We start from the raw sequence: 13,151 nt of genomic DNA on the forward strand, positions 1-13,151 counted from the left end.
CGATTCCGGGTCGAGGCACCATTTATTATAGTAATGGTGTTTAAGTAAATAAATTAAACATTTTTACGCGTGCCTTAGCACACAGTTTTGTGTGCCGACTTAGCTCAGCTGGTAGAGCAACTGACTTGTAATCAGTAGGTCAACCGTTCGACTCGGTTAGTCGGCACCATTTATTTAAATTAAGTGTTTTATTAACATTTAATTAGCACTGTTTAAGTGCCTCGATAGCTCAGTTGGTAGAGCAGAGGATTGAAAATCCTCGTGTCCCTGGTTCGATTCCGGGTCGAGGCACCATTTATACAAAGCCTCGCACATGCGGGGCTTTTTTGTTTCTGAATTTAGCTTAGCCATTGTTCGGCATAGAACTACGTTCGATTATAAAATACATCCTTGTATTTTCCCCTTCGGGCCATCTTTCAGATGTTAAAAATTGTTCCTGACAATTTTTTGCCGGGTCGAGGCACCATTAATACAAAGCCTCGCACATGCGGGGCTTTTTTGTTTCTGAATTTAGCTTAGCCATTGTTCGGCATCGAACTACGTTCGATTATAAAATACATCCTTGTATTTTCCCCTTCGCGCCATCTTTCAGATGTTAAAAATTGTTCCTGACAATTCTTTGCCGCTTTAGCTGGTGTAATGCCAACAGCAAACCCTGCCGTCTTTTCTATATCTACTTTTTAAGAGTTTCAATTAATTCTTTGGTTAAAGGTTAGCTTACTCATTTATTTGTGAATATTACGTTAGTGCTTGGCGTATTAAATACACTTATAAACTAATCGCAAGCTATGTAATGTTATGTAAAGTCAATTGAGCAACGTTTGTTAAAGTGATTGAATAACATTCATAAATAGCACTAATCAGGTTTAAACATGATGTGGCAATATAAGCCATCTTTATTAGCAATAAGCATTATAGTGTTGAGCGGTTGTGCGAGTAACTTAAACCAATCGCAGCGCGAACAAACTCCAAATAATTTACCACAGCAGTGGCAACAACAAGCATCAAGTTCTGTATTAAAAGTGGATGATGAATGGTTAACTCAACTACACACGCCATTACTTAATAAATACGTAAAACAAGCGCTTAAAAACAACCAACAACTATTACAAACCAGCTATGATGTCGCTATTACTAAGCAGCAACTAATAGCAACCGGAACAGCTCTTTGGCCTAGTTTAGATTTATCTTCGCGTACTAGCCGCAGTAAAGGTAACCGGCCTGTTAGCTATAATAATGCCAGCTCTGTCAGCTTAAACTTAAATTACGAAGTTGACTTATGGGGTAAGCTGTCAGATTCAAAACGAGAAGCTAACCTTTCATATTTAGCGCAAAAAGCGCGTTTTGAACAAGCTAAACAACAACTCGTTTCAGATGTTGTTCAAGGTTGGTTTGATGTTGTGTCTGCGCAGCAGCTGCTTGATTTATACAAACGCCGTGAAGAAAATGCTAAGCAAAATCTCGATATAATTGAATCGGGTTACCGCCAAGGTATAAACGAAGCGCTCGATGTTTATTTAGCCCGCAATGAGCTAAATAACGAACGCTCACGCATTGCCACTCAAACAGCGAGCCTATCAAGTGCAGCGCGAGTGCTTGAACGCTTACTAGGTGAGTACCCAAAAGGGGCTATTGCAGCAAGTACTGACTTACCGGTTGTTGATACCGAAATTCCAGTTGGTATTCCTTCAGAGCTCATTACTCGAAAGCCTGCATTACTTGCTAGTTGGTACGAGTTATTAGCTAGTGATGCGTCACTGGCTTATGCGCATAAACAGCGCTTTCCGAGTTTAAATTTAACTGCAAGCTTAAGTGATAGTACAGATCGAGTGAGTGATTTGTTTTCTCCTTCAAGCCTCGCATGGTCTTTACTCGGAAGTATTTCGGCACCTATTTTTGAGGGAGGGCGTTTACAAGCCAATGAAGAGATAGCGCGTCTGAATACTCAAAAGCAAGAGCAACAATACTTGCAAACTCTGTACGATGCATTTGCTGATGTAGAAAATGCAATATCGCAGCAGCAGTCTTTAAAAGCGCAGTACACCAGTACCCTTGAAGCAAAAAAAAATGCACTTGCGGCCGAGCAGTTATCGTTTGAGCAATATCAAAGTGGCTTGGTCACTTACACCACAGTATTGGATGCACAAGGGCGCTCGTTCGATGCGCAAAGTTCATTAATACAAATTAAAAACCAATTAATCGCAAATAGAATTAACCTACATGTTGCCCTTGGTGGTGATTTTGAAAAACCGTCAAGCGACTTAAAGAGCAATAACGATGAACACTAAAACAGCTAAAATTATTATTCCAGCCGCGGTTGTTGTTACCGCTCTTTTAATTGTATTTTTTATTAAGAGTAATCCGCCAGAGGCGAGACGCTTTAGTTCAGCACCAAAAGCAGCAATTAGTGTGTCTGTACTTGAGCTTGTGCCTCAAAGTTATCAAGTAATGATAGACAGCTACGGTACGGTAAAACCTCGAACACAAAGCTTACTTGTTGCTCAAGCATCTGGGCAAATAATTGAAGTGAGCGATGAGTTTAGAGAAGGTGGTTTTTTTGAAAAAGGCGACGTGTTATTAAAGCTAGATGATAGAGATCATCAGGCAGAGGTTAAATCTGCTCAAGCTAATTTACTCACAGCAGAGCAAAGCTTATTAGAAGAAAAGGCCCGCGGGCAACAAGCACTAACTGATTGGAAGCGCCTTGGTGGTTCAAGCCAAGCCAGCAGCTTGGTATTACGTGAGCCGCAATTAGCAGCTGCGCAAGCACAAGTGCTATCGGCTCAAGCTGCTCTTGAAAAAGCTGAGCTTGATTTAGAACGGACAAAGGTTACTGCACCTTATGCTGGGCGCATACTGAGTCGTAGTGTCGATTTAGGTCAAGTAGTGAGTAACAATACCCAACTTGCCACTATTTACGCTATTGATAGTGTTGAAATTCGCTTACCAATAAAAAATAAAGACCTTTCGTTTGTTAACCTGCCAGAGCAATACCGTGATGGTGCTAAAAACCAAGCGGGTTCGTTAGTTAAATTTAGTTCTGATTTAGTGGGTGAGCAAACATGGCAAGGCCAACTTGCACGCACTGAAGGCGCTATTGACGAAAACGCGCAGCAACTTTACGTGGTAGCAAAAATAGACGACCCATATAAATCAACCGCCAGTAATCAGTATCCAATTAAAATAGGGCAATACATTAAGGCGCAAATAGCGGGTAAAACAGTGCAAAATACGTTGATCATTCCTAACAGCACAATTTATCAAGGTGCTTATGTTTATGTGGTTGAAGGTGATGTATTAAAGCGTAAAAACGTTACTTTTGCATGGCAAAACGCCAATCAAGCAATGATCAAAACCGGTTTAAAAGCGAACGATAAATTAGTTGTCACGCCGCTAGGTCAAGTAAGCTCAGGCACTAAAGTGAGTATTTTAGGTGCACAGCCAAAAGAAAAAGTACCTAAAAATAAGCGCCCGACTCGTGAGCAGCTAGAGCAAAAAGCAAAAGAGCTTGGTATTAGTGTTGAAGAGTTAATAAAAAATCGTCGCGCGGCCAAGCAAGGAGATAAAGCATGATTGCTTGGTTTACCAAAAACCATGTTGCTGCCAACTTATTGTTAGTAACTTTGTTGTTGTCGGGACTATTTAGTTTATCGAGTAAAATACCACTTGAAGTATTTCCGTCCTTTGAAACCGATATGATAAGCGTAGGTGTTAGCTTGCGTGGTGCAACCCCTGAAGATGTAGAGCAGGGCGTAACTATTCGTATTGAAGAAGCGGTGCAAGACTTAGAGGGAATTAAACAAATATTTAGCCGCTCGTCAGAGGGCTCAGGCTCTGTAACTATTGAGGTTGAAAGCGGTTACGATCCTCGTGAGTTATTAGCTGATATTAAAAGTCGAGTCGATGCGATTAATACATTTCCTGGCGATGCAGAAAAACCGATTGTTGCGCTGGCTGAGCGCAAAAGAGAAGTAATAGCTGTTACTGTATCAAGCGATTATGGCGAAAAAGAAACGCGTGAATATGCCGAAAAAGTGCGAGATCAAATACTGCGTTTGCCTAACGTAACGCAGGTAGAGCTAAGTGGTGTACGAGACTACGAGTTAGCTATTGAAGTTGGCCAAGATACACTTCGCCAATATAGCCTAAGCCTTGCGCAAATATCGAGTGCTATTGCTAATTCAAGTTCTGATATTTCTGCCGGTAACTTAAAAACAGAAGGTGGCGATGTACTAATTAGCTCAAAAGGGCAGGCTTATCGTAAAGATGAATTTGCCAGCATAGTAGTAAAAAACCAAGCCGACGGAACGATTATCCGCTTAGGTGATATTGCTACAATTAAAGACGATTTTGAAGAAACGCCAGTACGCACCCGTTTTAATGGTAAGCAAGCGGCGTTTATAGACGTTTACCGAATTGGCCCGCAAAGCGCGATAACCGTGGCAGACGATGTTAAAAACTACATTGAAGAACAGCAAGCCACGCTACCACAAGGTTTTAAACTAAGTTATTGGGACGACGATTCAGAGCTAGTTAAAAGCCGTATCGCCACCTTAACCAGTAATGCTTTACAGGGTGGTATTTTAGTACTGGCACTACTCACGCTATTTTTACGCCCAGCAATTGCATTTTGGGTGTTTATTGGTATTCCTGTATCGTTTATGGGCGCATTTATCGCGATGCCAATTTTTGGTGTAACGTTAAATATAATGAGCTTATTCGGCTTTATTTTAGTACTTGGTATTGTAGTAGATGACGCCATAGTAACCGGCGAAAACGTGTATACCCATTTAAAAACGGCAAAATCCGGTGAGCAGGCTGCTATATTGGGTACTCAAGAAGTTGCGACTCCGGTTACCTTTGGTGTACTGACTACCGTTGCTGCCTTTTTACCTTTAGCATTTATTGAAGGGGCGCGCGGCGCCTTATTTGCACAAATTCCGGTAGTGGTTATTCCAGTTTTATTGTTTTCGCTAATTGAATCTAAATTTGTATTACCAGCACATTTAAAATACATAAAACTACGCCACCAAAAAGGTGAACCATCTAAGCTTGAAGCGATTCAACAACGCTTTGCTGATGGCTTTGAAAGTGCAATTTTAAAATATTACCAACCTATATTAAACACTGCTTTACGCCATAAACTAGCAACGGTTAGTTTATTTGTGGGGGTATTTTTTATTATTTTAACCATGATCACCAGTGGTTGGACTAAGTTTATCTTTTTCCCACGAATTCCTAGCGAAACTGTACGAGTCAATCTAACACTGCCAACAGGTACACCGTTTGAAGTAACCAATAAATACGTGATTGATATGTCTGAAAAAGCGCAGCAATTACAAGACAAATATCGCGATCCTAATACAGGCGAAAGCGTTATTTTAAATATATTAGCCACTACTGGCGGACGCGGTGGCGCGTCTAACTCCGGAGCGGTACGCTTTGAGATTACACCTGCTGAGCAGCGTGAGTCAGATATAGGTTCGCGAGAGCTTGCTAGTGAATGGCGCGATTTAATTGGTGTTATTCCTGGCGCTGAAAGCCTAACATTTAGAGCTGAAATTGGCCGAAGTTCAGACCCAATAGACGTTCAACTAAGTGGTACTTCACTAACAATATTGCAAGATGTAGCTGATAATATTAAAAATCGTTTAGCAACGTACCCAACGGTGTTTGATATTGCTGACAGTATGTCTGACGGTAAAGAAGAGTTGCGTATAGAGCTTACGCAACAAGGTTTGGCGCTTGGTTTAAACCGTGTAAATGTGGCAGGACAAGTGCGTAATTCGTTTTTTGGCTCGCAGGTTCAGCGTATTCAACGCGGACGAGACGACGTGCGTGTAATGGTTCGTTTACCTATTGATGAGCGCCGCTCTGTAGCTGATTTACAAAACATACTAATAAGCACTCCCGATGGCGGTTCTGTGCCATTGTCGCACGTGGCAACACTTACGGCAGGACAAAGCCCATCAACCATAAACCGTATTGATCGTTATCGCACACTAAACGTGACGGCTGATATTGAAAAAAACAACACCAACATGACGGTGCTTCAAGCCGACCTAGCACAATATTTAGACGAGTTAATGCAGCAATACCCAGGTGTTGATTACAAACTCGAAGGTGAAGCCAAAGAGCAAAGAGAGTCGTTTGGCTCATTGGCTTGGGCGTTAGTGTTTGTGTTTTTTATAATTTATGCGTTATTGGCCATTCCGTTTAAGTCATACATGCAACCAATTATTGTTATGAGTGTTATTCCATTTGGCATGATTGGCGCAGTAGTAGGGCACTGGATAATGGGTATGGATTTAACAATTATGAGCCTACTAGGTATGCTTGCGTTAATAGGGGTTGTAGTGAACGATTCGCTTGTATTAGTGGATTTCATTAATAAAAAACGCAGCGAAGGTGGCGATTTAATAGAGGCAGTTAAACTTGCTGGCGCATCGCGCTTTCGCCCAGTTATGCTCACCAGTTTAACCACTTTTATAGGTTTAATGCCGCTGCTGTTTGAAAAGGCGACTCAGGCGCAGTTTTTAATACCTATGGCAGTAAGCTTAGGATTTGGGATTATATTTGCGACTTTTATAACCTTATTACTTGTTCCCGTTAACTATATGCTGATGGAGCGCTTTCAAGGTTGGTTTAAGTAGTGTTAGGCATTAAAAAGACAAAGGGATAGGTGTTAGAAATAAGTTTAATATCGGGCTGTGGAAACGCAGTTCGATATATTTAAAGACGAAAGATAGGGAATATTTAGTTATAAAGAAATGCTTGATAACCTAAGCTATAAAGGAAGGTGTTCCCCGAGAATGCGGTGCCCGGTGTCAGTCCTGAAACCTTGAGGTTTCAGGGCGGAAATCTGCGGTTTACCGTAGGCTTCTCGGTACATGCCGAGCTTGCACAATAGTAAACGAACAAAAATCCTGGTATAAAATTTATCGGCTCAGGGACTTAACCAAGCTCCTGCACCCCAGGGAACAAATTTAGTATATAAGACATATTCCAATCCTTAAACCCCAATCGTAAAAAATTAAACTGTTCGCTCAGTTTTCCTCCAAATTTAATCTTGTATTTACTTTTAAGATTGCTTTTTGAACTCAATTTGCTTTTCAATCGCTTGCTTTTGACCTCAGTCATAGAATTCATTGGAGTTGCTTTTTATCGAGTGGTAGCATTGCTTTAATTAGCAAAGCGAAGACGTCATTATGAATAACTTACCAGATTACGAAAAAGCCCAACTTCTTTTAGAGAAAAATGAAATATTTGTATCACCCGCAGAAGCGCATGGCGTTATTAGCGGCTTACTTGCTTGTGGGCTAAGCATTGACGATAAAGAATACTTAGGCTTACTGAGCGATGTATTTAATGATGGCGAGTCGTTTAGCAACGATTTAAAACAGTTTTTTGGCCAAATTTATCAACAAGTGGTTGAAAGTTTTAATAACGAAGAGTTTCAATTTGACTTGTTTTTACCTAGTGATGACGAAACACTCATCGATCAGGCCAACGGGCTCGTATCATGGGTAGCTGGGTTTATGTTGGGCTTTGGCTTAAAGCAAAAAGACTATGGCAAGCTGTCGGCAGATGTAAAAGAAGTGATCAGTGACTTTAGCGAAATTACACGCCTAGATACAACCTTTGAAGAAACCGAAGAAGATAGCCAAGCACTGCATGAAGTGATTGAGTACGTCCGCGTATCGGCGCTATTGTGTTTTGCTGAGCTAGGCAAAGAGCAAAATCCACAAAGCAACAAAAAAACACTGCATTAATTGAGCAACACAATAAAAGTAATGGGTTAGTTATTAATGGTTGAAATACAAAAGTCAGAGTTTAAAGCGCGCCGCGAGCGTTTATTGGCGGCAATGGATAATAACAGTATTGCTATAATTCCCGCTGCAACAGAGCTCACGCGTAGCCGTGATACTCATTATCCGTTTCGACAAGACAGTGACTTTTTTTACTTAACTGGTTTTAACGAACCCGATGCCGTGTTGGTGCTTTGCAAAAACAGTGATACACCCTCACTATTATTTTGTTTAGATAAAGACAAACTTGCAGAGGTATGGCACGGCAGACGCATTGGTTTTGAAAAAGCACAAAGCGAATACTTATTCGACAAAACTTATGCACTTAGTGAGCTAAATGAACAATTATTGAATTTGGTGAACGGCCAACAGATTTTATTTTATGCACAAGGGACGTATCCTGCCTTTGATGGCAAAGTATTTTCAATGCTTAACACTTTGCGCAGTGCCCCTAAAAAAGGGGATACCGCACCGAGTACAATTAAAGATATTCGCCCTTTATTGCATGAAATGCGCTTATTTAAATCGCCAGGCGAAATTAACATTATGCGTGAAGGCTGTGAAATAAGCGCTCGAGCACATATGCGAGCCATGCGTTTTTCCCACGTTGGCGCAACCGAGTTTCAATTAGAGGCAGAGCTTCATCATCACTATGCAATGAACGGTGCGCCACATCCTGCTTATGGCACTATTGTTGGCAGTGGCGATAACGCCAATATTTTGCACTACACCCAAAATAGCGATGTATTGAACAATGGCGACTTAGTGCTGATTGATTCAGGCTGTGAGCTACAAGGCTACGCCGCCGATATAACGCGTACTTTCCCCGTTAACGGTAAATTTAGCACTGAGCAAGCTGCGCTTTATAATATTGTACTCAAAGCACAAGAAGTCGCTTTTAGCGAGATAAAACCCGGTGGCCTTTTATCTCAGGCAAATACACTCGCTATGCAAGTACTAACCCAAGGGTTACTCGATTTAGGTATTTTAACCGGCGATTTTGATGAGTTAATGGCACAAGGTGCCTGTAAAGAATACTACATGCATGGTCTTGGTCACTGGTTAGGACTTGATGTTCATGATGTGGGTGATTATAAGGTTAATGACCAAGAGCGTGTCTTAGAGCCGAGTATGGTGCTAACCATTGAGCCCGGGCTGTATATTAGTAAAGACGCAAATGCGCCTCAAAAATACCAAGGTATAGGTATTCGTATTGAAGATAACTTATTAGTAACTGATTCAGGTCACGACAACTTAACCATTAGTGTGCCTAAAACAATTAGTGAAATAGAAGCGCTAATGCAAAGCGCTAAAAACGCATAAGCTTGGAGATAAAAGTGGCTAAGCAGTTTGATGTTGTAGTAATTGGTGGTGGTTTAGTTGGCGCAAGTTGTGCTCTAAGTATAAGTAAAAAAAATCCCAGCTTAAATATTGCTGTAATTGAAGCAAATCGAGTAACCACTGATTATCATCCAAGCTTTGATGACAGAAGTATCGCACTTGCCCAGCAGTCGGTAGAGTATTTACAAAGCCTCAATTTATTTGAAATGAACGCTCCCTATGCTGCGGCCATAAAAAAAGTGAGTGTGTCAGACAAAGGGCACTTTGGTAAAACCCATATACAGTGTGATGAGTTTGCAAAACCCTCATTAGGTTATGTGGTAGAGGTAAACCCATTTGGCAGAGCGCTGCATCAGCGTTTAATGCAATCAAACATATCGCTTTTTTGCCCAGATAGCGTAACAGCGATAAAACAAAACGCCGATAGTAATGAACTTACATTACAAAGTAGCGAAAAACTCAGTGCTAAGCTGTTGGTGATTGCCGACGGTGCACAGTCGCCAACTCGTAATTTATTAGGGCTCGGCTTCAATACTCAGCCTTATAAACAAGGTGCGATTATTGCCAATATAGAAGTCGCTGGTGGACACCATCATCAGGCGTTTGAGCGGTTTACCCAAAATGGCCCAATGGCTTTATTACCCATGAGTAATAACCGCTATTCGTTAGTATGGTGTATGCGCCAAGAACATATTGAGCAGTATATGTCGCTAAGTGAACCAGACTTTATAAGTGCGCTGCAAACTGCCTTTGGTTATCGTGCAGGACAGTTTATAAAAGTCGGTATGCGCGCTAGCTACCCTCTAGTTTATGGGCAAATAGAATCGTTAACGACGCACCGCACAGTGGTGATAGGCAACGCGGCACACGCAATTCATCCTATTGCAGGACAAGGCTTTAATTTAGGGTTGCGAGATGTACAAGTGCTGAGTAACTTAATTGCAAACAGTGAACATGATTTAGGTAGCTATGCTTTTACTCGTCAATATTCAATCAAGCGCCGTGATGATATAAAAACCGTAATGACATTGACCGATGCCTTGGTTCGACTTTTTTCAAATTCATCACGGGTGTTAGCGCTTGGTCGAAGTATTGGGCTATTTTCAATGGATTTATTCCCTGCATTAAAAGCCCCATTAGCAAAACAATTAATGGGTCAAGTTAAACAAGGTACACGTTTATGAAACAAGTACAGGTTTGTATAGTGGGTGGTGGCTGCGTTGGGTTAACGCTGGCGCTCGGGCTTGCTAAAGCGAATATTAGCGTGGCTGTGTTAGATGCTGCGCCAACTCAAGCTTCACCTAGCGATGATTATGGCTTACGAGTTAGTGCACTAAGTATTGCCAGCCAGACCTTACTGGAGCAATTAAATGTATGGCCACACATAATAGCTGAGCGTGCTTGTGCTTATACGCACATGGATGTACGCGATGCCGACAGCTTTGGAAAAATAACCTTTAATAACGAGCAACTTGAGCTTGAGCATTTAGGGCACATTGTTGAAAACGATATTATTCGCTTTGCGCTAATAAAAGAGCTTGAGCAACAAAGTAATGCCACAGTGATGTTTGATACTGAGTATCAGCAAATACATCAAAGTGAGTCTGATGTATTTATTAATTTAAAAACTGGCGAACCTATTATTGCTAAGTTGCTGGTGGCGGCGGATGGGGCAAATTCAGCGATTCGTAAACAGTTTAATATGGCGCTGAGCTTTAAAGATTACGATCACCATGCGTTAGTAGCGACAGTTAAAACCAAAGAGTCACATGCAAATACCGCACGCCAAGTATTTTTACCAACGGGGCCACTAGCGTTTTTACCACTAAGCGATGAGCATACTCATTCAATTGTGTGGTCAACCAGCCCCAATCATTGCGATGAATTGTTAGCAATGGACGACACCGCCTTTAATAAAGCAGTTATGGCTGCCATAGATGGCCAATGTGGTTTATGTGAAGTGCAAAGTAAGCGCGTCGCGTTCCCACTTAAAATGCGTTACGCCCAACGATGGGTTAATGACAAGGTGGTGTTAATGGGCGATGCAGCGCATACCATTCATCCATTAGCAGGGCTCGGTATGAACCTGGGCCTAAAAGATGCCGCTTATTTAATTGAGCTACTAAGTCAAGACGCCAAAGAATTTGCCAGTACGCGCACACTGCGTGATTACGAGCGCACCCGTAAGCTCGACGCACAAAAACACATCGCCATGATGCAAGGGCTAAAAGAGCTATTTGAAGGTGCAAACCCAGTTAAAAAGCTGATTCGCGGAGTCGGGCTATCGCTGGTTGATAATCTTGGGCCTATAAAGCACCTGTTCGCCAAAGAAGCGATAGGGAAGTGATAAAGACAAGCAGTCAGTTTTTAGCTATCAGCTTTCAGCCAAAGAAAAACCGATGTTTAGTTTAAACATCGGTTTTTTTGTTTATAGGCTAATGTCTTTAAAAAGCTATGCTTTTCACGCGAGCAAGCTCGGCGTTTACAATAAACCTTAATACCGAGTTTGGTTCTAATTGTAGGCGTACAGCTTGCTGACGCGACGAGCGAAGCTCGTAATGCTTTTAAATTAATGAGCTACAAATTTTCTTGTGCTTCATTCACCATATCTTTGAGCGCATCAACTAACATTGGATCTCGCGAGTTTTGTTTAGCAAGTTTTAGTGCGTTTTTCATACTGGTAACGGCTTCTTTAAACTGTTTGTCAGCAGTGTAACCTTGCGATAATCGCATGTGGGAGTATGCAGCATTAGGATAATCGCTAGTAAAGCGTTTAAGTGTGGAAATAGCTTTTTTAGTGTTACCAAACTTTTGCTGACTATGCGCAAACTCTACGTACACATCTTGTGGAATTTTAAGCTCAAATCCGTACTTATCGCTCAGTGCTTGGTAATAACCGGTAATCAATGATACATCCGCAAATTTTCCGTGCTCGTCAGTCACTTTAAATATTAGGTCGCTAAATAAGTGAATTAAGCTATCGCTAAGTGCTGGAAGTATGGTGCCCATATGAGTAAAAGAGGAGTAATGCTTATATTCCCATTTTAGCTGCGTGGGCATTTGTTGCTCTAAATTTACTAAAGTATTTAATGCACCTGTATAAAAGCGTGCGCCTTCACTTGCTACACTAATAAATAACGCTTGAGCGCCTTTAGGGTTTTTAGTGTATTTAGTGATATTACTTTTTAACTCTTCATCACTCCACCAACTATTTGGGCTTATGGCTATATAGTTGTTAAATAATTCCGGCTGATTAACTAAAGTATAAAGCGCTAATGTACCAGCATTAGAATGACCAATTAAGGTGTTGTAACCATTAGTGGAGTAGTTGCTATTTATATAGGGCATGAGCTCATCAGACACAAACTTTAAAAAATTATCGGTTTGCCCTGCGTCAGGCCATTTACTTTTAACAAAGGTTTGAAACTCAGTTTTAGGCTCCCCTTGTACTTTAGGTAAGTAATCACGAACGCGGTTGGTTGTATCGATAGCAACAAGCATTGCATTAGGTATCTGCTCGTAATCAACAAGGGATTTGATTACGCCAGACGCCGTATGAAAGTGCTCAACACCATCAAGTAAATAAATAACATAGAGCGGCTGCTCGTCTTTTACGGTTTCAGGTATGAAGATTCTGAGAGGTCTGTCTTCGTTAAGTATTTTTGATTGTAGAATGATCTTTTTACCCACGGTTATGTCGATTGTAGCGGTGTCTGCATAGCTTAAAAAAGGCGTACTAAAAGTAAGTATTAACACAAGCGATAGTAAAAGCTTCATAAATATCCTTATTAAATAATGTGTTGCTTAATAATTGCACGACTTTAGATTTGAGTAAATGTTTATATTTTAGGGGCAAATGTAGGGCTTAAGTAATTAAAGGCTACGCTTTTCACGCGATCAAGCTCGGCGTCTACCTCGTAAATATTAAACACTTATCTTTATTTCACTTGTTGATATCAAGGGAGCACCCAATAATGTCTTCCCGAAACCCGAAACCCGAAA

At 41.2% G+C, this 13,151-nt stretch carries 8 protein-coding genes, 2 tRNA genes and 1 other RNA gene; 9 read left to right on the forward strand and 2 right to left on the reverse strand.

Translation table 11 applies throughout. The annotated features are described in order from the left end of the window. Positions 1-93 precede the first annotated feature (93 nt). The 5 genes from CWB77_RS08395 to CWB77_RS08415 all read left to right on the forward strand — a co-directional run bounded on the left by CWB77_RS08395 (position 94) and on the right by CWB77_RS08415 (position 6,653). A tRNA-Thr gene (locus tag CWB77_RS08395) sits at positions 94-169 on the forward strand. Between the two features lie 49 nt (positions 170-218). Next, positions 219-294: transfer RNA gene (locus CWB77_RS08400), tRNA-Phe, on the forward strand. 578 nt (positions 295-872) lie between these two features. Then, positions 873-2,288, forward strand: a complete 1,416-nt coding sequence (locus tag CWB77_RS08405) for a TolC family protein (RefSeq protein WP_138622316.1) — start codon at positions 873-875, stop codon at positions 2,286-2,288. Beyond that, positions 2,278-3,573 carry an efflux RND transporter periplasmic adaptor subunit gene (locus CWB77_RS08410; RefSeq protein ID WP_055012862.1) on the forward strand — a complete coding sequence of 432 codons (1,296 nt, stop codon included), beginning with the start codon at positions 2,278-2,280 and terminating at the stop codon, positions 3,571-3,573. The genes CWB77_RS08405 and CWB77_RS08410 overlap by 11 nt, the downstream gene beginning before the upstream one ends. Beyond that, positions 3,570-6,653 (forward strand): efflux RND transporter permease subunit, encoded by a 3,084-nt coding sequence (locus CWB77_RS08415; protein WP_138622318.1) that lies wholly within the window; start codon positions 3,570-3,572, stop codon positions 6,651-6,653. The genes CWB77_RS08410 and CWB77_RS08415 overlap by 4 nt, the downstream gene beginning before the upstream one ends. Positions 6,654-6,799: 146 nt before the next feature. On the opposite strand, the gene ssrS is transcribed toward CWB77_RS08415, so the two are convergent. Then, a non-coding RNA gene (gene ssrS / locus CWB77_RS08420) (6S RNA) lies at positions 6,800-6,983 on the reverse strand. 225 nt (positions 6,984-7,208) lie between these two features. Between ssrS and CWB77_RS08425 the strand changes: the two genes are divergently transcribed. From CWB77_RS08425 to CWB77_RS08440, 4 genes are read left to right on the forward strand one after another with little or no spacing between them, the layout of a single operon-like run. Next, complete coding sequence (locus tag CWB77_RS08425; RefSeq protein ID WP_008110427.1) at positions 7,209-7,772, forward strand: UPF0149 family protein; 564 nt, start codon at positions 7,209-7,211, stop codon at positions 7,770-7,772. A 36-nt stretch (positions 7,773-7,808) separates the two neighbouring features. Then, positions 7,809-9,131, forward strand: coding sequence for a Xaa-Pro aminopeptidase (gene pepP, locus CWB77_RS08430; protein WP_138622320.1), 1,323 nt, complete (start codon positions 7,809-7,811; stop codon positions 9,129-9,131). A 14-nt stretch (positions 9,132-9,145) separates the two neighbouring features. Further along, a complete protein-coding gene (gene ubiH / locus CWB77_RS08435; RefSeq protein WP_138622322.1) occupies positions 9,146-10,333 on the forward strand; it encodes a 2-octaprenyl-6-methoxyphenyl hydroxylase in 1,188 nt (395 codons plus the stop codon). Continuing rightward, complete coding sequence (locus CWB77_RS08440) at positions 10,330-11,496, forward strand: FAD-dependent oxidoreductase (RefSeq protein ID WP_138571384.1); 1,167 nt, start codon at positions 10,330-10,332, stop codon at positions 11,494-11,496. Before ubiH ends, CWB77_RS08440 begins: the two co-directional genes overlap by 4 nt. 230 nt (positions 11,497-11,726) lie before the next feature. Here CWB77_RS08440 and CWB77_RS08445 read toward each other — a convergent pair whose 3' ends face one another. After that, positions 11,727-12,926, reverse strand: coding sequence for an alpha/beta hydrolase-fold protein (locus CWB77_RS08445; RefSeq protein WP_138622324.1), 1,200 nt, complete (start codon positions 12,924-12,926; stop codon positions 11,727-11,729). Between the last annotated feature and the right edge of the window lie 225 nt (positions 12,927-13,151).

The sequence above is a fragment of the Pseudoalteromonas sp. S1610 genome, from assembly GCF_005887465.1.
Taxonomy (GTDB): Bacteria; Pseudomonadota; Gammaproteobacteria; order Enterobacterales; family Alteromonadaceae; genus Pseudoalteromonas; species Pseudoalteromonas undina.

Coding starts and splice junctions, on each gene's coding strand:
- CWB77_RS08405 (WP_138622316.1), top strand. CDS start 873: ATGATGTGGCAATATAAGCCATCTTTATTAGCAATAAGCATTATAGTG.
- CWB77_RS08410 (WP_055012862.1), top strand. CDS start 2,278: ATGAACACTAAAACAGCTAAAATTATTATTCCAGCCGCGGTTGTTGTT.
- CWB77_RS08415 (WP_138622318.1), top strand. CDS start 3,570: ATGATTGCTTGGTTTACCAAAAACCATGTTGCTGCCAACTTATTGTTA.
- CWB77_RS08425 (WP_008110427.1), top strand. CDS start 7,209: ATGAATAACTTACCAGATTACGAAAAAGCCCAACTTCTTTTAGAGAAA.
- pepP (WP_138622320.1), top strand. CDS start 7,809: ATGGTTGAAATACAAAAGTCAGAGTTTAAAGCGCGCCGCGAGCGTTTA.
- CWB77_RS08440 (WP_138571384.1), top strand. CDS start 10,330: ATGAAACAAGTACAGGTTTGTATAGTGGGTGGTGGCTGCGTTGGGTTA.
- CWB77_RS08445 (WP_138622324.1), bottom strand. CDS start 12,926: ATGAAGCTTTTACTATCGCTTGTGTTAATACTTACTTTTAGTACGCCT.